General features: G+C 51.6%; 19 protein-coding genes. 16 read left to right on the top strand and 3 right to left on the bottom strand.

Features of this window, described 5'->3' with window-relative positions; all coding sequences use genetic code 11:
• The coding region (locus B1728_RS28285; protein ID WP_483310998.1) for a GntT/GntP/DsdX family permease at positions 1–140 on the top strand (140 nt) is incomplete at its 5' end.
• 157 nt (positions 141–297) lie between these two features.
• Here B1728_RS28285 and B1728_RS28280 read toward each other — a convergent pair.
• Positions 298–1,398 carry a PRK06851 family protein gene (locus tag B1728_RS28280; RefSeq protein WP_079913772.1) on the bottom strand — a complete coding sequence of 367 codons (1,101 nt, stop codon included), beginning with the start codon at positions 1,396–1,398 and terminating at the stop codon, positions 298–300.
• Between the two features lie 187 nt (positions 1,399–1,585).
• Here B1728_RS28280 and B1728_RS28275 point away from each other — a divergent pair, with 187 nt between their 5' ends.
• The 5 genes from B1728_RS28275 to B1728_RS28255 all read left to right on the top strand — a co-directional run bounded on the left by B1728_RS28275 (position 1,586) and on the right by B1728_RS28255 (position 7,015).
• Positions 1,586–2,257 (top strand): FadR/GntR family transcriptional regulator, encoded by a 672-nt coding sequence (locus B1728_RS28275; RefSeq protein ID WP_079913771.1) that lies wholly within the window; start codon positions 1,586–1,588, stop codon positions 2,255–2,257.
• Positions 2,258–2,617: 360 nt separating this feature from the next.
• Positions 2,618–3,940 carry an ABC transporter substrate-binding protein gene (locus B1728_RS28270; RefSeq protein ID WP_079913770.1) on the top strand — a complete coding sequence of 441 codons (1,323 nt, stop codon included), beginning with the start codon at positions 2,618–2,620 and terminating at the stop codon, positions 3,938–3,940.
• Positions 3,941–4,006: 66 nt separating this feature from the next.
• The gene (locus B1728_RS28265) at positions 4,007–4,939 is read left to right on the top strand and encodes a carbohydrate ABC transporter permease (protein ID WP_079913769.1); all 933 of its coding nucleotides are present in this window, start codon (positions 4,007–4,009) and stop codon (positions 4,937–4,939) included.
• On the top strand, positions 4,939–5,775 hold the full coding sequence (locus B1728_RS28260) for a carbohydrate ABC transporter permease (RefSeq protein ID WP_079913768.1): 837 nt from the start codon (positions 4,939–4,941) through the stop codon (positions 5,773–5,775). Before B1728_RS28265 ends, B1728_RS28260 begins: the two co-directional genes overlap by 1 nt.
• A 37-nt stretch (positions 5,776–5,812) precedes the next feature.
• On the top strand, positions 5,813–7,015 hold the full coding sequence (locus B1728_RS28255) for a trans-sulfuration enzyme family protein (RefSeq protein WP_079913767.1): 1,203 nt from the start codon (positions 5,813–5,815) through the stop codon (positions 7,013–7,015).
• Between the two features lie 165 nt (positions 7,016–7,180).
• Here the strand turns inward: B1728_RS28255 and B1728_RS28250 are convergent, their stop codons facing one another.
• Positions 7,181–8,080 (bottom strand): AraC family transcriptional regulator, encoded by a 900-nt coding sequence (locus B1728_RS28250; RefSeq protein ID WP_079913766.1) that lies wholly within the window; start codon positions 8,078–8,080, stop codon positions 7,181–7,183.
• 195 nt (positions 8,081–8,275) lie between these two features.
• On the opposite strand from B1728_RS28250, the gene B1728_RS28245 reads away from it, so the two are divergent.
• From B1728_RS28245 to B1728_RS28215, 7 genes are all read left to right on the top strand, one after another.
• Complete coding sequence (locus tag B1728_RS28245) at positions 8,276–9,451, top strand: MFS transporter (RefSeq protein ID WP_144028035.1); 1,176 nt, start codon at positions 8,276–8,278, stop codon at positions 9,449–9,451.
• Between the two features lie 210 nt (positions 9,452–9,661).
• On the top strand, positions 9,662–11,110 hold the full coding sequence (locus B1728_RS28240; protein WP_256865544.1) for a M14 family zinc carboxypeptidase: 1,449 nt from the start codon (positions 9,662–9,664) through the stop codon (positions 11,108–11,110).
• 51 nt (positions 11,111–11,161) lie between these two features.
• Positions 11,162–12,286, top strand: coding sequence for an N-acetylmuramoyl-L-alanine amidase (locus B1728_RS28235; protein ID WP_079913765.1), 1,125 nt, complete (start codon positions 11,162–11,164; stop codon positions 12,284–12,286).
• A gap of 147 nt (positions 12,287–12,433) precedes the next feature.
• Positions 12,434–12,715 carry an ArsR/SmtB family transcription factor gene (locus tag B1728_RS28230; protein WP_079913764.1) on the top strand — a complete coding sequence of 94 codons (282 nt, stop codon included), beginning with the start codon at positions 12,434–12,436 and terminating at the stop codon, positions 12,713–12,715.
• Between the two features lie 67 nt (positions 12,716–12,782).
• Positions 12,783–13,973 (top strand): MFS transporter, encoded by a 1,191-nt coding sequence (locus B1728_RS28225; protein ID WP_079913763.1) that lies wholly within the window; start codon positions 12,783–12,785, stop codon positions 13,971–13,973.
• A 169-nt stretch (positions 13,974–14,142) separates the two neighbouring features.
• Complete coding sequence (locus B1728_RS28220) at positions 14,143–14,652, top strand: RNA polymerase sigma factor (RefSeq protein WP_079913762.1); 510 nt, start codon at positions 14,143–14,145, stop codon at positions 14,650–14,652.
• Positions 14,645–16,648: a TolB family protein gene (locus B1728_RS28215; RefSeq protein ID WP_079913761.1), complete on the top strand. Its 2,004-nt coding sequence runs from the start codon at positions 14,645–14,647 to the stop codon at positions 16,646–16,648. Before B1728_RS28220 ends, B1728_RS28215 begins: the two co-directional genes overlap by 8 nt.
• Before the next feature lie 87 nt (positions 16,649–16,735).
• On the opposite strand, the gene B1728_RS28210 is transcribed toward B1728_RS28215, so the two are convergent.
• Positions 16,736–17,530, bottom strand: coding sequence for a YheC/YheD family protein (locus B1728_RS28210; RefSeq protein WP_256865543.1), 795 nt, complete (start codon positions 17,528–17,530; stop codon positions 16,736–16,738).
• Between the two features lie 186 nt (positions 17,531–17,716).
• Between B1728_RS28210 and B1728_RS28205 the strand changes: the two genes are divergently transcribed.
• From B1728_RS28205 to B1728_RS28195, 3 genes are read left to right on the top strand one after another with little or no spacing between them, the layout of a single operon-like run.
• Positions 17,717–18,943 (top strand): phenylacetate--CoA ligase family protein, encoded by a 1,227-nt coding sequence (locus tag B1728_RS28205; RefSeq protein ID WP_256865542.1) that lies wholly within the window; start codon positions 17,717–17,719, stop codon positions 18,941–18,943.
• Positions 18,940–19,914: a 2,3-diaminopropionate biosynthesis protein SbnA gene (gene sbnA / locus B1728_RS28200; RefSeq protein ID WP_256865541.1), complete on the top strand. Its 975-nt coding sequence runs from the start codon at positions 18,940–18,942 to the stop codon at positions 19,912–19,914. The genes B1728_RS28205 and sbnA overlap by 4 nt, the downstream gene beginning before the upstream one ends.
• A 12-nt stretch (positions 19,915–19,926) precedes the next feature.
• Positions 19,927–20,898 (top strand): 2,3-diaminopropionate biosynthesis protein SbnB, encoded by a 972-nt coding sequence (locus B1728_RS28195; protein WP_079913759.1) that lies wholly within the window; start codon positions 19,927–19,929, stop codon positions 20,896–20,898.
• Positions 20,899–21,101 lie beyond the last annotated feature (203 nt).

Raw genomic sequence — 21,101 nt, 5'->3', positions numbered from 1 at the left:
ACGATGCCGCGTTTTGGCTGTTCAAGGAATATTTCAATTTATCGATTAAGGATACGTTCAAGACATGGGGCTTGCTTGAGCTGACGAACTCGGTGGTCGGCTTGCTTATCGTTTTATTTTTGAGCTTGTTCATTCATTGAGAAAAAAGAAGGGAAGCTTCATGGCAGCTTCCTTGTGTGTTAAAGCCTGAAATCCGAAAAATTTGCTTGGTACCCCACCTATCACCTTTCGCACTTTTTCGTATGATAGGTCTTTCAACAACCAGGGAAGCTTCTAGACAGCTTCCCTATTTGACCGTTAATCGCTCAAAACCGTAAACTCGGAAATCTCCTGCAAGATCCGCTCGCGAATGCGGTTCACAACCCGGAAATCCATAGCCTGCACATAGATCCGCTCCAGCTCGTCATGAAGAGCTTTGGCTTCAGCCAAATGCTGCGTGGACTGCTTCATTTGAGCGGTATACCGCTGTTTGATGCTGCCCAGCACTTCGGCGTTAGCTTCATCCGTCCCCGGCTTGATGCAGCGGAGATACATATCGATGATATCGTCCCCGGCGCGGTCAGGGAAATATTCATGCGGAGCCGTGCTGTCAAAAACAGCGAAACCAAGCTCGCGGACAATGATCATGTCTAGGCTGTTCGGATCGAAGCCGCAATGATAGATTTCAATGTCGAAGCCGCGGTCGATGGCTGCAGCCGCGAGCTTTTTCAGCATAGTGGATTTGCCGGAGCCAGGACGTCCCTTGAGGAAAAAGCGTCGTGGCAGCCCTTCCGTCAAATTAGGGACGAAGTCGACGGCTCCTGCTGGGGTAGCGGCTCCCAGAAACCGGTGATCGACACGGCTTTCCTTCTCCAGCTTACGGTCACCGAATAAAATATCCTTATATTCCTCTGTCAGCTCATCGGCTGCGGCAAAATCCATCGTATCAATATACACCGCTTCCCACTCATCATGAATCCTCAGAGCTTCAGCGAATCCGGCATAAGCGCGCTCATAAGCTTGCTTGATTTGGCCGTTCAAGGCCGCGATCGTCTCTTGTTGTGCCCTCAGCTCAGCGGCATTCCAGGCTTCCCCCAGATTGACGTACTGCTCCACAGCACCCGGCAGCTTAGGCTCAATAACGTGAGGGGCGGTTCCATCGACAATGCCGATTTTGAGTCTAGGTACGATCAGCCCATCCAGGGAATCGCTGTCCGAAGCACAGTGGATCAGGTGAATGTCGTGCCCGTTATGAACCAGGTGATCGCCGATGAAGCGAATCAAGCTCGACTTCCCGGTTCCCGGTCCTCCTTTTAGAATATAAATCCGGTCTAGTCCTTGCAATGAGGAGTCAAATAGACTCGAGAAGCCGCGGGCCGTATTGCCGCCTGCAAAAAAGTGTAGGATAGTCCCTTTCATTACCGACACACCTTTCTAGGCTAATGTCTTGGTTGCCTAATTCATCGTATTAGGGAGGGGATAAAAAGGTGCGGCTAATTTGCGTTAGTCACAAAATAACGTAACAGCGGCTTCTTTTCCTAACCATAATTGCTATAATGATCTAAAATGCTGCTGTCCATGGGTGGAGGAAAGGGAGAGACGACGCATGAAAAAAATAAACAAGCTCAGGATGCATGAGATGGTTGCCGATGAGCTCAAAACGTTCATCAGGGAGCGGGGCTTGAAGCAGGGAGACAAGCTTCCTTCGGCTGAAGCCATCATGAAGCTTTTGGGAGTCGGACGCTCTTCACTGCGGGAAGCGCTCCGTTATCTGGAAGCGACCGATGTGGTCGAGGTGGTGAACGGCAAAGGAATCTACGTGAAGGATACCGCCCATTACCAAATGTCCGCCAAAATTCAAATCGAGGACGAGAAATCCGCTTTGCTGCAGCTGATGGAGGTACGCCGGGCGTTAGAGGTGCTTGCAGTCCAGCTGGCGGCTCAGCGCGCGACGCAAGAGCAAATCGAGGAAATGCAGGATTACTTGTACGAAATCGAAGTGACGGAAGGGCCGGGAAGCTCGGCGGCAGATATGAAGTTTCACCAGGCGATTTATAAGGCTGCGGGCAATCCCATTTTGCAAAGTCTGGTCGAGTCCGTATGGGAGCTGTTCTCGGTGTTCTGGAATGCGCCCCTGGGACGGCAGGAAATATTCAACGACAGCTTTCCGTTCCACAAGACTTTATTCGACGCTATTGTTGAACGGAATCCGACAAAAGCATGTGAGGAGCTTCATAAACTGATGGACAGCATGGAACGGTCGATCCGCGGTGTATAATACATGTTATCTTAAGTTACATCATTATTCTGCATAATTCGATAAATCGCTTCCAATGCATAAAAACGAGTTAGGAAACATAACAAAATGCTATTGACTTCGTCCCACCCCCATATTATGATTTGGTTAATTAGCTGTCCTTAACCTATCATACAGGTGGATAGGTTAATGGAGACTGGAATATGATCATTTGGAAACCTCAACATCTCTGAAGCCTGAGGTAACGAGCTGCAAGCTTGCTATCTGACAGGTATACAGGTCATCTCATGGGAAAGTGCTTCCGTAACAATTCAGCGGGGGACTATATTAGACTCAAGTCTTGTATAGCAAAAGCAAATAAACCAGTGGAGGTTGGTTGTTGTGAAGGGGACAAAACGATGGTTAGCCGTTTCACTGATTCCAGTATTGGCGGCCGGGGCCCTAAGCGGGTGCTCCAGCGGCGAAACGAAGGGATCGACGGATGGGGGCGGAGGCTCCGGAACCGTCACATTGAAGATGATTGAAAGCTTGACCAGTCCGGCTCGAACGGATGTCATCAAGAAAATGATCGCCAGCTTCGAATCTGCAAACCCCAACATCAAGGTCGAACTCATCTCACCTCCACTAGAAAGCGCAGATAACAAAATCTCCACGATGCTTGCCGCCAAAGAAGATCTCGACGTACTGGAAGTACGGGACGTCACCGTGAAGCAGTTCGTCACCAACAAATGGATTGCCGATTTAACCTCTTATACCTCCTCTTGGAGCAGCTACAAAGACCTCAACGCCAACTCACTAGCCATGGCAAACTACATTGACCAGAAGCCCTATTACATACCCTATGGACTATATCAAAAAATGCTGTTTTACCGAAAAGACTGGTTTGATCAAAAGGGTCTGACCCCCCCGAAAACGTGGGACGACTTGAATAAAGCGGCCAAGGCGTTGACCGATCCGGCGAACAATCGCTTCGGCTATTCGTTCCGTGGAGGGTCCGGCGCGGACGGCTATATTGTTGATCTGCTGCGCGATTACAACGGAAAGAACGTCAATACGGATGATGCGATGTTCCTGAAGAGCGGGGCCACCATATTCAGCACGCCGGAGGCCAAGCAGGGGATGCAGCTGTACGTGAGCCTGTACAAGGAAGGCTCGCCGAAGGATTCCGTCAACTGGGCGTTTGCCGAGCAGGTGCAGGGCTTTGTGTCCGGAGCTACCGCGATGCTGATTCAGGACCCGGACACGATTGATCCGGTGAAGCAAAAGCTGAAGGAAGGCACATGGGCAACCGCACCGATGCCGACAGGTCCGACCGGAGCATCCCACTACAAGGTAGGGGCCGCAGGCTGGGGTGTCACCTCTTATTCCAAGCATCCTAAGGAAGCGTGGAAGCTCATCGAATTCATCTCCAGTCCGGAGCAAAACGCTGTCTTCACTAAGGTCGCGGGGGTTATCCCGATTCATAACAGCGCCTCCGTCGATAAATATTTCAAGGAAGGCGCCTACAAGCCTTATATCGATATGGCGAACGATACCGCCCACTACATCCCATACAAGCCGGAGACGGATTACAAGGGCTTCGGCGAATGGCGTAAAATCGTCCAGCAGGACGCGCAGGCGGTCCTGCTCGGACAGATGTCGATCGATGACGCTCTGAAAAAATGGGACGCTTACTGGATTAACGAGAAGAAGCAGGGGAAATAAGACGCATGATCCACCGGCGGGCAGACCTCGTGCTGCCCGTCACCTCTATCATGGGAGGGACCTCGGATGAAACAACGCATTGCGCAGCCGTTACGGGAGGGAGGCAGACCGTTTCGGCTGAACCGTACGCAGACCTTTATTTTCTTATGCCTGCTTCCCGCCTTGCTCCTCGTCTTCGGCTTCACCTACTTTCCTATCCTGAAGGGCATCAGCGTAGCCTTTCAAAATTATTCGCTCTTCAACCTGACGGATGTCCATTATGTCGGGTTCAAAAATTTTGAAACCGTGCTGAGTAATGCCCAGTTCAAAACCATCCTGAAAAATACCGCTTTATGGGTTGTTATATCGCTTATCCTGCAGTTTCTGATCGGCTTCATGCTGGCGCTGTTGATGCGCAGAAGCTTTCCGGGACGCGGAGTTTATCAAGGGTTTGTTTTTTATTCCTGGGCGTTATCCGGCTTCTTGATCGGCATTATATGGCGGTGGCTGTTTAACGGACAGATCGGCGTCATTAACGACCTTTTGCTGAAGCTTGGATTGATTACAGAGCGGATCGGATTTCTGTCCGACCCGAAATGGGCGATGTTCTCCGTTATCGTAGCGAACATTTGGTACGGGGTGGCGTTCTTCGCCATTATGCTGCTGGCAGCATTGCAATCCGTGCCGTCCGAGCTGTACGAAGCGGCGGAGATGGATGGGGCGAGCGGCATCCACCAGCTGTTCCAGGTCACGATTCCGTATATTATGCCTACGATTATTTCCACGACAGCGCTGCGCGTCATATGGATTTTCAATTTCCCCGACCTGATCTACGGGATGACCAACGGCGGCCCGGCGGGCTCCACTCATATTTTGACGACGTACATGCTGGATAAAATCGTCTTCTCGGGAGACTACGGACAAGCAAGCGCCATAGGCATCCTTTGTATCGCCATTCTGGTGTTGTTTACGACCTTTTATTTGTTCGCGACGAAAGCGGAAAAAGCGGGTGATTTCTAATGAACAAACGATTGTCATTACCCGGAAAAATAGGAAAAACCATCGTTCTTGCCGTCTATCTAGTGTTTATGGTGTTTCCGTTATATTGGATGGTCATTACGTCGCTGAAGCCCAGGAACGAGATATTTACGCTGCCGCTTCAGTACTGGCCAAGGCAAATTTCCTTCGAAAATTATGTGCAAATCTTCAAAATATCCAAATTCCACATCTATATCGGCAACAGTCTTGCCATTTCTCTTACTTCGGCGGCTATCGTATTGATAGTGACGATTTTGAGCGGCTATGTTCTGGCCCGGTTTACCTTCCGGGGAAGCCGGCAGCTGATGCTGGCTTTTTTCGTGACGCAAATGGTGCCGTTGTTTATCGGCTTCAGCACCTTGTATTGGATGATGTCGCGGATGGGGCTGTTGAACAAGCAGGGCGCTTTGATTCTCATGTATACGGTCGGGCTCGTCCCGTTCTGTACGATTATGCTGAGGGGCTTTTTTCAGCGCATTCCGGCAAGCCTGGAAGAGGCGGCTATGGTGGACGGCTGCTCGCGAATGAGCGCGCTGTTCCGCGTGATCGTTCCGATTATGATGCCGGGGATATCGGCTACGTTTATTTTTGCCTTCGTGCAGAACTGGAACGAGCTGTTCATGGCCATAATGTTTATTGATAAGGAAAACTCCAAGACGCTGCCTGTCGCAATGAATTCGTTCATTACCAAGTTCGATATCGACTGGGGCTCCATGTCGGCAGCAACGGTGCTGTCCGTCATCCCGACGGTCATTCTGTTCGCGATATGCCAGCGCTTTATCGTCGAAGGGTTGACGCAGGGAGCGGTGAAGGGTTAGCCACAGCGGTGAAAACTATCTGAAGGGAGAATTCCCATTGGACTCTAAGCAAGGAAGAACGGATAACGGGAGTAACGGACCCCGCGGTATTATCGATCCGAGCACGCTTGTTGCTCATGATCCGCATGACGAGAAGCATCAGGGTGCGGTTGTCATGCCCATTTACCAGAACAGCCTGTTCACCTTCCCCACTTATGAGGAATTCGATCAGGCCATGGCAGGGGATGACGACATCCCTGTTTATTCACGAGGTCATAATCCGACCGTGCAGCAGCTGGAGAGGCGTTTGGCCGCTCTACAGGGCGGAGAGAAGGCCCGCTGTTTTGCATCGGGAATGGCGGCAATTTCGACGGCGATCCTGTCCCAGGTCCGGTCCGGCGACCATGTCCTCTGCGTAGACCAAGCCTATGGGCCAACACGCGAGCTGCTGAGCGTATTTCTTACGCAGTATGGCGTAGAGACGACCTTCGTCGACGGGACGTCTATAGAGGCATTTCATGCTGCGGTTCGGTCCAATACGCGGGTGATGTATTTGGAGAGCCCGACGACGCAGACGTTCCGGCTCCAGGACCTGCGCGCTTGTGCAGAGCTTGCTCGCAGCATTGGAGCGGTCACGATCATCGATAATACATGGGCGACGCCATGCTTTCAAAATCCGTTCGAATTCGGCATCGACCTCGTCCTGCATTCCATCAGCAAATATATCGGCGGTCACAGCGATATTATCGGCGGCGTGCTGATCGGGAGCGAGGCCATGCTCCGTCGGATCAATCGCAGCGAATATCTGCTGCTCGGAGGCATCATGACGCCTCATTCGGCGTCCTTGACCATGCGGGGCTTGCGGACGCTGCCTCTGCGTATGGAGAAGCTGGAGCAGAATGGGATCGCGGTAGCACGGCATCTTGAACAGCTGCCCTTCGTGAGGAAGGTCAACCACCCGGGACTCACGTCACACCCGCAGCACGAGCTGGCGAAGAGGCAGATGCGCGGCTTCAGCAGCCTGTTCTCCTTCGAGACCGCCCTGCCGCCGGAAGAAATGAAGGCTTGGGCCGGGAGGCTTGCCTATTTCCGGATCGGCGTCAGCTGGGGCGGGTACGAGAGCCTGGTTACCGTAGGGCGATCCGTTCCGGGCCGCGGGTCTGTCCAAGGCTCGATCGTTCGGCTGTATATCGGTCTGGAGCATCCGCAGGTGCTTATTGAGGATATCGAGCAGGCGAGTCAGGGATTGGGCGGGAGATAGGGACATTTATAAAAAGGACTTGAAGTTTAGGCGGGTTGACAAAAGATGATTCCTTTACTGCACAGGAGTCATCTTTTTTGCGTTCCCATTGATATCTGTGGTTATTGTAATAGGTACGAAGAGCGCTTTGCCGTTCATCAGAATTTTGGAGTTGCGAAGGTTTAATTAAGTAGATAGAGGACCATATGATTGCTGCAATTGTTTGATATCGCTGACGGGAGGCATTCCAAACATTCTTTTATATTCACGGCTAAACTGAGAAGGGCTTTCATAGCCAACTCTAAATCCTGCCTCAGCTGCATCTATCGCTTCTGATAATAAAAGACGCCTTGCCTCCAGAAGCCGGATCTTTTTTTGATATTGCAGAGGACTCATTGCGGCCACTTCTTTGAAATGGCGAAATAGCGACGCAGGACTCATATGAATGGAATGCGCTAACTCTTCGATATGAAGAGGGGCAGCATAATTGTTTTTGATCTGATTAATTACTCTAACGATACGCTGCATGTTGCTTCCATCCAGTGCAATCTGTCTGAGATAATCCCCTTGCTCACCCTTCAGAACCCTATAGTAGATTTCCCGAATGATCAACGGCCCAAGAATTGGGACATCTTCCGGTGTTTCTAGCAGATGGACGAGTCTTATTACAGCATCTATTATGGATTGGTTCGTTTCCGTAACGAATATGCCTCTTCGCATTTCCCTCTTTTTCATTGATTCGGAAGATGACTCTTTTAAAATATCAAAGATTTGCATGGGCTCCAGCTTAAGACGTATGCACAAATACGGATTTTCAAGAGAGGCTTCTGTAATTTGAGCAGAGATCGGCAAGTCGACTGATACAACTAAATAATTGGAAGGTCCATAAGAGTAACGTTCTTGTTCGAGCATAACGACCTTTGAACCCTGCGTGACAATACAAAGCGCCGGCTCATGAACCCTGAGTACGGGCAATGTAGTTGTAGAACTGCGAATCAATTCTAGCGAGGAAATAATCGTTGAATGCACCCCGTCTTGCGCTGTGAATTTTTCAATAAGATTGGACAATTCGGCACGTTTTTCCATCTGCTCTCACATCCTTCAAGCATTTTTTGTTTTTTTATCATAACTCCAACTTTCCTAATAACTCAATGCTATTGATAGGATTAGGCAATAATGTGCTTCAAATAGTCTACGAGAATGAAAGGAATCTGTGTAAAAATGAAAGCAACCTAGGGGATAGCACTAGAAACGACTAAAGAGGTATTAAAGGAGATTAAAATGGATAAAAGAATATGGATTTTGGCCATTGCCTCGTTCGTAGTAGGTACAGTCGAGCTCGTCATTGCTGGAATCATTGATATGATCGCCCAAGATCTGAATGTCTCTGCAGGTACCGCAGGCCAATTGATTACTGTCTATTCACTCGTATTCGCTTTTGGCTCACCATTACTCATCAACCTTACCTCTAAAGTTGAGCGCAGAAAATTATTGACTGCTGCCATGCTTGTCTTTTTCGCAGGAAATATGATATCGATAGTTAGCCCTAACTTTACAATTCTTCTTATTTCGAGAATTATACTTGCAGCAAGCTGCTCGATTGTTGTTGTTCTTTCTATCGTTATGGCTTCAAGCATCGTTGCACCCGAATTAAGAGGCCGCGCGATCGGTGTTATTTTTATGGGGATAAGCGCATCCCTTGTCATCGGCGTCCCTCTTGGCACACTCATCGGTGATATCTGGGGGTGGCGCTCAACTTTTGCTTTGGTCGGGGCTCTTACCTTAATCGTGGCCTGGGCAGTCAATCGATATCTTCCACAGGTTGCTCCGCGTCCAGGAGTCCCGTTGCGAGATCAGCTTAGAACGCTTAAGGATTCTAAAATCTTATCCGCTCATTTGATCTCGATCTTACAGATGACTGGCCAATTCACAATCTATGCTTACATTACACCTTTTTTGAACGAGACGATGGGGCTGTCAACAAACATGATCAGTCTTGTCCTGCTTGTATATGGATTAGCAGGGATAGCAGGAGGATGGATTGGAGGTTGGTCCTCCGATAAACTTGGCAACGGCAAGACAATGATCATCACTCTCCTGCTGCATGCGCTAGCGATATTCTTATTGCCTTATTCTACGGGTTCAATCTTTCCGTTACTCATCGTCGTCATCGTCTGGTGTGCATTTAATATGGCGCCAAGTCCCGCCATTCAAAGCTACCTAATACAGACAGCTCCGGAATCTTCGGATATCCAGCTAAGCTTTAATACATCGTCTTTACATATTGGAGTTGCAGCAGGCTCTATCGTTGGGGGACTGATTTTAAACTATTATTCTGTAACAATGAACACTTGGGTTGGCGGACTGATTGTTATCTTGGCTACCCTGTCAGCCATCTTCTCCTTAAGTAAAAATAGAACTAAGGCATCGACCGCACACAGCAGACGTTTATTTTGACAATGCTGTCTTGGCTTTCAACTAACGTTGGCCGGTGCTATTTCGTTTCGTATTCCCTCCCTCTCTTTCTCTCTACGATAATCATCAAATGACAAAAATCGACCAGATTATAGTAATTCCGCTATGAATCTATTAAAATGAATCTGCTGATCAGGGAATTCCTCCCACGGAATACAGACCATACGTCGATGATAATAGGAGAGAGAAGGCTTGAAGACAGAGAGAAAGTCAGGCACCATGCGTAAAATGGCAGCAGCCGTACTGGGGATCAGCCTTATGTTGGGCGGCATAGGTGGTGCTGCAGCTGCGGCTTCAGATTCGCCCCCGGCGAACAAAGAAATAGTGTACCCTTATCAGGAGTACACATACGAATTAATGTCCGAGCAGATCGACAAGCTGGCAGCCGCTTATCCCGGATTAATCGAAGTCAGATCGATAGGGACGACTAATTTTGGGCGCGACATTAAGGCGGTTAAATTAGGGAAGGGAGAGGCTTCCGTCCTGATTGACGGGTCTCAGCACGCCAGGGAATGGATGGGCACCAACCTCATCCTTTATATGATTGACCGCTACGCTTACGCCTACGAGAATAATATGAAGTACAATCAGTATGTGGTCCGCGAATTGCTGGATCACTGCTCGATCTGGTTCGTTCCGATGGTCAATCCGGACGGCGTCACCCTCCAGCAGAAAGGGCTGGGTGCTTTTCCCGAATATTATCATGACTATCTGCTCAGCATGAACGGCGGCAGCGATAACTTCAAACGCTGGAAGGCCAACGCAAGCGGAATCGACATTAATCGACAGTATCCTGCGATGTGGACCGGTATTGTCAATTCTCCTAACTATCCGATGTTCAAAAATTATAAAGGCTCTGAGCCCGCGGAAACGGCGGAAGCGACGAGCATGATTCATTTTACATACCAGATTGATCCGGAAATTGCTCTCTCCTATCACACCTCTGGCGAAGTGCTGTATTGGTACTTCAACACGCTGCCTGAGCACATGGCCCGGGACAAGAAGATGGCGGATAGCATAAGCGCTATGACGGGCTACAGTCAGGTCAAGCCGGTCAAGGACCCTTCCGGCGGAGGCTTCACCGATTGGTTTATTGCGCAGTTCGGACGTCCCGGCTTTACGGCCGAGCTGGGCCCTTACCAGGAAGAGACCGAGCTGCCGCTTTGGACCTTCACCGATATTTGGAACGAAAATCAGGAAATCGGGCTGTATCTGGCCTACGAGGGATACAAGCTGTGGCGGGAGCGCTATCCGATAGAAACGATCGACGAAAACCTGCAGCTGCTGGAACCGGCACAGCTCTATAATCGTCCTAATGAGTCGTTTCCGGTTGGCGGAGAGCTGGGCAAGGCGAAAGTGAAGGCGGATGCACGCCTTGGGGATTGGTACCGTGTCCCTACCTGGATGGGTCCGAAATGGATTCATTTGAACCAGACCCCTATTATTAAAGGAGCTAGCGAGAAAACGGAAGAGCGTATACACTTAAATAGTCCGGCTACCGTGTACAAATACCCTGGTCAAGACAATGCTGCAGTGCTTGGCGAATTGAATCCGCAGGAAGTGCAAGCTCTGGAGCGTTGGAAGGATTGGCTAATGATTCGAACCTGGCTGGGGGACGGATGGATTCGGGTACAAAAGTAATTGGATCGATAGATACAAAGCAAATCGAGCATTAGATAGGGGTGGGAAGGCATGTCATTCGCAATTCGCGGCAAAATCGGTTGTATCGTTCTGGCTATAACGCTTATATGGAGTTGGGTGATGCCTGCATTGGCTGATGCTAAGACGCCCAATGAACAGGTGGTATGTCTGGACCCGGGGCATCAGCTGTATGGCAACAATGCTTTGGAGCAGGTAGCCCCCGATTCCAAGGAAATGAAAGCGAAGGTGACCTCGGGAACGAGGGGGATCAAGACGAAGAAGCCGGAATACGTTCTGACGCTGGAGGCTTCGCTGCTGCTTAAGGACAAGCTGGAGAAGCTGGGTTACCCGGTCGTCATGACTCGGGAGACACATGATGTCGATATCTCCAATGTGGAGCGGGCACAGAAGTGCAATGAAGCGCAAGCGGATTTGGCTGTACGAATCCACGCCGACGGAGACAATTCCCCCAAAGCGCAGGGAATTTCTTTGCTATACCCGGCATCAGGCAGAGGGACGCAAGCTGTAACTGAACAGAGCAAGGAGGCAGCAAGCATCATCCTGGGGGAGGCAGTAGCTGCAACAGGGGCGGTATCCAGAGGCGTTGTGCCGCGTTCGGATTTGACGGGCTTCAACTGGTCCACCGTGCCCTCCGTTCTTGTCGAGATGGGCTTTATGACCAATCCGGACGAAGATGAGAGGCTATCGGATGCCAACTATTTGAATCAGCTAACGGACGGAATTGCGGCAGGAATTAATTTAGCCCTCGCTGTCAGGGCGGATGAGCCGGAAGTAGCAGGGCAGTCTCGCGTTTATTTGACGGCATCCAGCAATCCGTTATATGAATTGACGGACGGACGCATGGTCCGCAGCCAGATGGCGCTGTCACCCCAAGCCGTGCAGGTCGCCGCTGCTAAAGGCAGCTGGGGAAAAGTAAGCACCTGGGCCGGTGAGAAGTGGGTGTATTTGGGGCAGGCGGCCATTCCAGTTCAAGAAGCTGACAAGCTGGCTGACGTAACGGAAGATACGCCGTTTTATCGAAGCCCTTCGGATTCGAGCCCGGCGGGACGGTTATCCGCCCAGCAGATCCATGTGCTTGCCCAATGGAACGAATGGTATTTGATCGATACCTGGATGGGCGGCATGTGGATACCGGCAGGGGAAGCTGCCAAGTAAGTGCATTGGACAACAAGGAGCCGCAGCCGTGGCTCTCTTTTTGCGTTCAATGCTTCATAAAAAATGACTATTTACATCTGTCGAAAACTGTGATACCTTATATTTCAATACATATAGAAATAATGAAATGGCAAAGGTGAGATTAGAATGGTCGAGGATAATGCAGAGGTACGGCAGGCCGTTAAAGTCTACAAGGCGCTTGGGGAGCCGACACGGCTCAAGATTGCATTGCTGCTGACAGAGGAAAGGAATCTGTGCTGTTCGGATATTATGAGCAAGCTGGAATCCGTAGCCGGCTCAACGCTGTCTCATCACCTGAAGCAGCTCACAGACTGCGGACTGCTGGATCTTCGCAAAGACGGTACCTACATCTATTACAGCGTGAACCGTGAAATCGCACAAAAATACGCGCCTTTTTTGCTGGAGTAATTTTTTTTAAGTATTATTTCAATATTTATAGAAATATAAAAATAATAGTGGAGAGAGGAGCAATACAATGGGATCCTATCTTTGGAAAATTTATATGCTTGCGGCCGTCAGCTTCCTGGTCGGCACCTCGGAATTCATTATTGCCGGAATACTGGATAAGGTGGCTGCGGATATCGGGGTGCCTGTGTCCGCCGCAGGGCAGCTTATTACCGTATTTTCGCTTGCCTATGCGTTTGGGACACCGGTTTTAATGGCAGTAACCTCCCGCCTGGAACGGCGTAAGCTGCTGCTTTATTCGCTTGGCGTCTTCGTTCTCGGCAATGCCATCGCCGTGATATTACCGGGCTTCACATTCCTCGTCGCCTCAAGAATCGTTTTGGCGTTAAGTACCGGCGTATTCGTGGTAACCGCGTTGACGGTAGCCTCCAAGCTTGCACCCGCCGAGAAGCAGGGGAGCGCTATTGCCACACTCGTTATGGGCTTCTCCACCGCGCTGATTGTCGGTGTTCCGATCGGCAGAGTCGTGGCGTCCTTCTACGACTGGAGGATGGTGTTCGGAGGCATTGGTGTGCTCGCCTTGCTTGCTATGCTTGCCGTATCACTCACCATTCCTAAGTCGGAAGGCGAAGAGCCGGTGCCGATCGGCAAGCAGCTGGCCCTGTTGAGAGAGCCGAGAATTGCGGTAGCGCTGCTGATCACGTTCTTTTGGATCGCCGGTTATGCGATTGCTTACACCTATATCTCTCCGTTCCTTCTCACGGTGACCGGCATGAGCGAGCAGGGCGTGAGCATCGGGCTATTCGCATTTGGCATCGCCAGCTTGCTCGGCTCCAAATTCGGGGGCTACAGCACGGACAAATGGGGAGTCCCCCGTACGCTGATCGGAGGCATGCTGGTTCATGCGGCAGCGCTGGTTCTCATCTCCGTAGCGGGCCAATCCCAGGCTCTTACGCTCCCGCTGCTCGTGCTGTGGTCCTTCGCCGCCTGGTCTTCCGGGCCGACCCAGCAGTATAACCTGATTCAGCAGGCGCCGGAGGCATCGGGGATTATGCTTAGCTTGAACAGCTCCGTGCTACAGCTGGCCATGGCGGCAGGCGCCGGAATCGGCGGAGTTGTCGTGGAGCAAGCCTCCTTAACGTCTATCAGCTGGATAGGGGCGGCCGGTGTGACGGTCGCAGCTGCGACAGCCGCAGCATCCTTAGGCCTATCGCGTTCAGAGGCGCGCAAGGCGGAGAAACGCAAGCTTCAGCAAATATAACATACCGGGACCGTCCGAAAGGGCGGTCTCGCTTTTTTTTGCCGCTATTGTGCCTTCAATCCTGCTTAACCCGGGAGGACTGATGTGGTACGCTGAACATGATTTGGATGTTCCCGGTTACCTTTTTCGTTCGGCTGCGTTGTTATGGATGTGAGAGGAGGAGCCATGATTGAAACAGCCTTTTGTCCTCATATATGATGGATGCTTTAACGATGTATACCGCTATGTCTACAGCAAGGTGGGCAATAAGTGGGATACCGACGACATAGTGAGCGAAATTTTTCGCAAAGCCTTTGAAAAGTATGAATCCTTGCAGGACCATTCCAATGCCAGAGCATGGCTCTTCACCATCGCGCGCCATACGGTCATTGATTTTTACCGAAGAAGGAAGGATGTGCCGACGGGCGAGGAGATGGAGCGGGTGGCTTCCCAGGAATCGTTCGCTGCTGAAGTTGAGCAGGAAGAGGAGCTGGATTGCTTGCAAAAAGTGCTGGCTTTTCTGCCGGAGGAGGATCGTGAGCTTGTAAAGCTCAAATATTTTGCAGGGCTTAAGCATCGTGAGATCGGAGACGTCTTGAGCAAATCGGAAGAGGTTATTAAAATGCGCGCATTTCGCCTGCTCAAGAAAATGAGTATCCTTGTCAAAAACTGCCTGGAGGGTGTGAAAGCAAATGGATGACAGCCGGTTGGAACCGTCGCTGCAAGCTCTAAAGGACCGCATTCCGGTAAACGAGGAGCTGAAGCAGCGGCTCAGACAGGAGTTCGTTAAGCCCAAAAGAAGAAGGTTCGGCCTTCGCCGGTGGGGAATGGCCGCGGCAGCGGCGGCTGTACTCATAGGCATCTGTACGTTTACGCTGCAGGGCCCCGAAGGGATTCGGAGCGTAGCAGCCCAATCGCTGCAGGTGCAGAATCAGATTTCGTTTGTCGATATCGGCTCGGGAAGCCCGCTCGACTTTACGGAGTACAAGGACACGGTATACATTCCAATTGCGGGTAAAGGTCTGTTTGCCTACGACAGCCAAGGATTCCATCAGCTGCTTGCCCGGGAAGTGAGCAGCGCCAAGATCAATTCGAACGGCAAGCGCCTCATTATCGCTTCCGAGGGCGATTTGGCTATCTATGATTTGTCTGCCGGACAGTACCGGGTGTTACTGAAGCAGGAGAACGACATTTATTATGAACAGCCCTCCTGGAAGGATGAACGCTCCGTCCTCTATGTGAAGAAGGTTACACAGCCGGGCCCGGAGCATGGCTTTATGGTCAAGGAATCCGGCATTTATGAACTGAATCTGGACACCATGCAGAGCAAAAAGCTGGGCGACGGATCAGCACCGTCTTATGCAAGCCAGGAACAGGCTATCGTATTTGAAAAAAGAGTGGGCGACGAGCCGCAAATCATCCGCAAAGAGCTGCAAGGCGGGCAGGAGACCGTTATTGATAACGGACGGTTCCCATCGGTGTCCCCAGGCGGAGAATACATTGCCTATGTGAAGACGGAGGAAACCAGCCGGGAGCTTCAGCCGGGTGCATCCGTCGAGGATCGTGTCGATCAGGTATGGATTGCCGATGTAAACGGTGCGACGAAGCGGTCGGTGACCAGTAATACGCCTAACGAAGCCGTGGATGAGCAGGAATGGGTCAGCTCGCTGCAGCCGGGAGGTATCCCTCAGGTGCTTGTTCATTCGGGTTTGTTCAGCTATTACAACCCGGTGTGGAGCAAAGAATCGGATAGTCTGTACGTTCTCAAGGGACGGAATGTGGAAGGACAAGGCATAAGCGTGATGCGCATCGATCTTTCTGCCGCTTCCTTGCAGACCGAGGAGGTCGTAAGAGCCTTTAATCATGCGGCCATTCTCCGGGACGATGTATTTCTTCGCAGCCTTCTCGCCGGAAATCAGGAGTGGATGACGACCTCCAACCCTCATCAGATCAGCTTCTCGATCATAGGGACAGGGACGGAGAACCATCAACCGTATGTCGATGTGGAGGAAACGCGGGCATATACGGCGAACCCGGATTACTCGGTAGGGTATTCCCGGTATTATATGGTCCCGTCGGACAAAGGCTACCTAATTGAAAGGGTAGGCAGCACTCCGGGAGAAGACGGCGTGCTCATAAGCGAGCAAAGGGATGGAGCGATTGTGGTGGAGAGGACGAAAGGGGAGCGGGAAGCGCTGTTCTCCAAAGCGGCGATTCCGCAGCAGCTGCGCCCGGCGGGAGACTTCCGCATTGCCTCGCTTGCCTATACGACGAAGCAGAAGCAGGTTGTGTTTACGATTCAAGCTCTGCAGGACCCTTCCCATAACCAGCAGGCTTCTGTGAAGGTTGTCCAATACGATATAGGCGCGAAGTCGTTTAAGGAGCTGGCCCATATTCAAACGATAGCCGGTCTGGGCAACGTGGGCGTGGAGAGCATCATGGTCTCGCCGGATGGACGTTATGCGGCGCTGGATCTTTTCTCCGATGATGCTCCACATCTCCGGTCCCATATCGTTCTGCTGGATATGGAAAAGAAGGCGAGCATACCGCTTGAGGAACGGATGGTCGATACGAGCGTGGAAGGAACCCATACGTACTATTGGGAAGGTGATAAGCTGCACTTTATGCTGACCAGCAGCGGACAGCAGCTTCATTATGTATGGAATGCATCTACGGGAACGATCGGACGGCCCTGATAAATTACTGCCGCAAGGGAGTCAGCCATGAATAATGGTTGGCTCCCTTTTTGCCGGTTTAACGGCGGAATCCGCAAAAATGCGGGATTATCGGCGGCCTGAGGGGGCTTTTTGAGCCTTGAGGCATTTCAGGCGATACCGTTTGCCGTAGGCTCTTGCATAGGCTACTATTTTGCGGAGCATGGATGTATCCGGTACTTTGGTGAACGGACAAGGATCTGGACGGGTGTTCACCTCCAAGATCCATGGATACCATCGGTGATCGATGGCGATATCAAGCCCGAGCTCTTTCATCGCGGGATAAGCGCGGCTAAACTGGGCGGCGGTCAGATAAGCCAGACGGTCCATATCGGCAAGAATTCGGGCGGTCTGCTTCTTTCCGGCAGCCGGCACGAGCAGCGACCGCGGCATGAAAATCGTACCGCCTTGGCTGCCATTGCTGACGATTTTACGGGGATGGGCAACCCGCGCAATGGTCCCGGTCCGTTCCCACCTGCCGGCCGGATTTTTTTGGATCACTACGCGAAAATCATAGGGGCGTCCCCGGTATCTCAGCACGTGAATTCCTTTTTGAATCAGATAGCTCCGCTTCCCTATGTGCTTGCTAAGAGACAGGTACATGGCTTGAAACGTAGGGAAGGTGAAGGCCTGTACTCCTTTTTGATACCGATAGCCCTTCTTTAATTTGTCCACTCGCATCACCCCGATACCCAAAGACCCTGATTCGGGCTTCACGTAGACCATGCGGTAGCGATTGAGCATCTCATCCAGAAGCTTGCGCGACAACCGGCGAGTGATCGGGACGTGACTTGCCAATCTCCGGTCCTGCAGCACGACCCGGGTCTTTTCCCATTTGCTGGATATGAACGTTATTTTGATCAACGGTTGAACCCTCATTTCTGAGCTAATGTGACTTGCGCTATATCATACGGTGGTGGATGTACAGAGGTGATTGCAGCTGGCTTTTCCCCATCGCAATGGGCTGATGGACGAACACGGGTTGCCAGGGGTGCATACAGTAAGTATGAATCTTGGGGCAATATGCTGTGAGGAAAGGGGAGGAGGCGGGTGTCAATCCCTGAAGAGCTTCGGCTGACTTTAGAGCGAATGAAACGGCAGTACCCTTGGTATGCTGCTGCAGCCGGGGAGAGGATGAACGCTGGCGAGTGGGAGGAGCTGCCGCTGGTTACGGCGGCGCTGTTGGAACAGTATTACTACAACGATCAGAATCCGCTGTCCGAAAGGAGTGATTTGTACCGTTATCGAACGTCCGGAACTAGCTCCAATCGCCGCAAAACGATCTATTACTCCGAATCGGATGAAGAAGCTTATATGAAGATCAAGCTGGATGTTTTCCGCCAACTGGTCGGATACGGCGGGTTCCGCAGAGCTTTGGCCGATATGGGTACGGGCCATGCGGAAGCGACTGCGGTGGAAGTATTCCGCCGTCTCGGGATGGAAGCGGAATCCGTGTCATTTCGTCTGCCGATAGAGGAGCACTTGGCGCGGCTAGAGCAATTTCAGCCTGAGGTGCTGTATACGATGCCCTCCATTCTGGAGCGTATTCTGCTTGCATCGGACAATCCGAAGTCCTATGGAATCCGCCACGTCATTCTTGTAGGCGAGATGGCTTCGCCGGTGTGGATCCAGCGTGCGGCTGAACGATTGGGCTTGAATGTGCAGCAAATTACCGATACGTACGGTTCTATTGAGATAGGAACTATTGCGTACTTTTCTCATGAGCATGGAAGATATTTGTTCACGGAGGGTTTGCTCGCGGAGGGGGTTGCCGCCGAGGCTGTCGGGGATGGATTGGAGCCGTTGACAGAACCGGATGAGCAGGTGCTCGTGCTTACTTCGACCGTCAGGGAATCGTTTCCTGCCATAAGGTATGTGACGTATGATGTCGTACGCGATTTACGTCCCATTCTGGTCGATGGCGTCTCGCGGCAAAGCTTTCAAAGTATAGTGAAGCGAATCGGGCCTGATTTAAAGCACGGAGAGAAAATTAGCATCTACGATATCGAAGATGCCGTTTTTCGCCGTCTGAGCACGGCCAGTGTACGCGTGAAAGTAACAGGGAACTCGCTTGCCGTCTATATATACAGCCCCCATGCGGAGGGGAGCGTTCTGGAGGGCATTCGGGCCGATCTGGAGAATCGCATTCCGGAAATTGGAGCTATGATTCGCGCGGGAATTTTGCAAGGCATCCAGGTCATTGGAGCGGACTTCGACGACTCGGATCATCGGGGCTCCGTCAAAAACAAAAAAATAAGCTATGAGATCGAGGGATGAAGATGGAGCTCGAAGGAGGCATAGCCGAAACAATCGGGGGCACCCCGCTCATCCAGCTGCGCAAGTTGTTCAGGGACGAATCGTTTTGCGTATTCGGGAAGATGGAGTGGATGAACCCGGCCGGGAGTGCCAAGGACAGACCGGCTCTATTCATGCTGCGCGAAGCCATCCGGCGGGGGGAGGTCACAAGCAGCAGTGTGGTGATCGAATCCAGCTCGGGCAATCTGGCGATCAGTCTGGCCCAATTGTGCTGTTATCTGGGGCTGCGCTTTATTAGCGTTGTCGATCCTCGTACCACGGAGCAGCATAAGCGGATGATTCGCGCTTTCCACGGAGAGATTGATTTGGTGTCCGAGCCGGATCAGGCAACCGGAGAATTTTTGCCCGCAAGGCTTCGCAGGGTGGGAGAATTGCTGAAGCAAATACCGAACAGCTACTGGACGAATCAGTACGGCAATCCGGACAATTACCTCGCGCATGCCGAAACGACGATGAAAGAAATAGGGGATCAATTAGGCCCTATCGATTATTTGTTTTGCGGCGTCAGCTCCTGCGGTACGATCCGGGGATGCATGGAATATATCCGCAGCCGCCAGTGGACGACGCGCATCATTGCGGTGGATGCGGCAGGCAGCATGATATTTGGCGGTCCCAAGGGTCCGCGTAAATTTCCCGGCCTCGGCTCAGGAATTACACCGGATTTGTATCGTCCCGATATGGTCGATCATGTAGTCTATGTATCGGATCAGGACTGCGTTAAGGGCTGCCGCGATCTGGTCCGTCAGGAGGCCATTCTGGCAGGGGCATCCTCCGGCGGCGTGATAGCCGCTATCCGCCAATGCAGAGGCATGATACCGGAGGGCTCGGTATGTGCTGCGATATTGCCGGATCGTGGCGAGAGATACTTGAACACGGTTTACAATGACGAGTGGATTCGAACGGAGCTGGACCTTCATCCGGATTCTGTGTAGGAGGGACAATACATGCTGTATTTGCACGACGGCCACATCCGTGAGATAGGGGTCGACTGGGGTAAGCTGATTGGATTGATAGAGGAGGTCATCCGGTTAAAGGATGCCGGCCGTACGGCACATCCGTTGAAGCCTTATCTGCGGTTTCCCGATGAGCCCGCGAACCGGATTATCGCGATGCCTGCGTATGTAGGCGGAAGCTTCGACATTGCCGGCATCAAGTGGATTGCCAGCTTTCCGGGCAACCGTCTGCAAGGGCTTCCTCGTGCTCATAATACGATTCTGCTGAATGACAGCTCCACGGGCAAGCCGCTTGCCTTTATCCATAGCGGTATGCTGAACGCGATTCGTACGGCGTCCGTCAGCGGGCTCATGCTTCGCGCCTACCTTGCAGCTCGAAGACAGGACTCGTTGCGAGTCGGCATTATCGGCTGGGGGCCTATCGGCCGGCTTCATTTGGAGATGGTTAAGCAGGTGGTTGGCGATAAGCTGGAGCGGGTCGCTTTATTTGACTTGAATGGAATCGACCCTAGCTCGGTGCCGGCAGATGTTCGGGAGATGACAGTCATTGCCGATGACTGGCGTACAGTATACCGCAGCTCGGATATATTCGCTACATGCACTGTAGCACCCGAGCGGTATATTGATGAGGCGCCGCCGCCCGGAGCGCTGCTGCTGAATGTATCTCTGCGGGATTATCAGCCTGCCAGCGCAGCCCGGTTGAAGGCGATCATCATTGACGATTGGAAGGAAGTATGCCGTGAGAATACCGATGTGGAGCAGCTTCATCTGCAATATCAATTGCAAGAATCCGATACGCGCTCGATAGCGGACGTGGTATGCCGGAATGCTTTATCTGAATATGATGCGGAGGAGCCGATCTATTTCAATCCGATGGGCTTAGCCGTATTTGATATTGCCATAGCCCAGTATTATGTGCGGGAGGCTGTCGGGTCCGGAATAGGGATACCCCTGGAGGAATGAATCAGCAGGAAGAACGATAGACGGAAGGTTGCCGTAACAGAGTATAGGGGAAAAAGCGGCGCATGCAAGCGCTTAGCTCGATCCTATACGGTTGCTGGCAACATTTTTTTTTACAACAAGAGGCAAATCGGTATATTATTAAGATAGTGTTATTTCTCTAATCCAATTCTAACTACTCCTATAGGATATTCAAATACGAAAGG

The organism is Paenibacillus sp. 32352, assembly GCF_002042965.1.
Lineage (GTDB): Bacteria > Bacillota > Bacilli > Paenibacillales > NBRC-103111 > Paenibacillus_S > Paenibacillus_S vulneris.
This window is presented reverse-complemented; position numbering and strand designations above follow the sequence as displayed.

What these genes read in the sequence shown, in the direction of transcription:
- B1728_RS28280 (WP_079913772.1), bottom strand. Translation starts at nt 1,398, where the DNA reads ATGAAAGGGACTATCCTACACTTTTTTGCAGGCGGCAATACGGCCCGC.
- B1728_RS28275 (WP_079913771.1), top strand. Translation starts at nt 1,586, where the DNA reads ATGAAAAAAATAAACAAGCTCAGGATGCATGAGATGGTTGCCGATGAG.
- B1728_RS28265 (WP_079913769.1), top strand. Translation starts at nt 4,007, where the DNA reads ATGAAACAACGCATTGCGCAGCCGTTACGGGAGGGAGGCAGACCGTTT.
- B1728_RS28260 (WP_079913768.1), top strand. Translation starts at nt 4,939, where the DNA reads ATGAACAAACGATTGTCATTACCCGGAAAAATAGGAAAAACCATCGTT.
- B1728_RS28250 (WP_079913766.1), bottom strand. Translation starts at nt 8,080, where the DNA reads ATGGAAAAACGTGCCGAATTGTCCAATCTTATTGAAAAATTCACAGCG.
- B1728_RS28245 (WP_144028035.1), top strand. Translation starts at nt 8,276, where the DNA reads ATGGATAAAAGAATATGGATTTTGGCCATTGCCTCGTTCGTAGTAGGT.
- B1728_RS28235 (WP_079913765.1), top strand. Translation starts at nt 11,162, where the DNA reads ATGTCATTCGCAATTCGCGGCAAAATCGGTTGTATCGTTCTGGCTATA.
- B1728_RS28230 (WP_079913764.1), top strand. Translation starts at nt 12,434, where the DNA reads ATGGTCGAGGATAATGCAGAGGTACGGCAGGCCGTTAAAGTCTACAAG.
- B1728_RS28225 (WP_079913763.1), top strand. Translation starts at nt 12,783, where the DNA reads ATGGGATCCTATCTTTGGAAAATTTATATGCTTGCGGCCGTCAGCTTC.
- B1728_RS28215 (WP_079913761.1), top strand. Translation starts at nt 14,645, where the DNA reads ATGGATGACAGCCGGTTGGAACCGTCGCTGCAAGCTCTAAAGGACCGC.
- sbnA (WP_256865541.1), top strand. Translation starts at nt 18,940, where the DNA reads ATGAAGATGGAGCTCGAAGGAGGCATAGCCGAAACAATCGGGGGCACC.
- B1728_RS28195 (WP_079913759.1), top strand. Translation starts at nt 19,927, where the DNA reads ATGCTGTATTTGCACGACGGCCACATCCGTGAGATAGGGGTCGACTGG.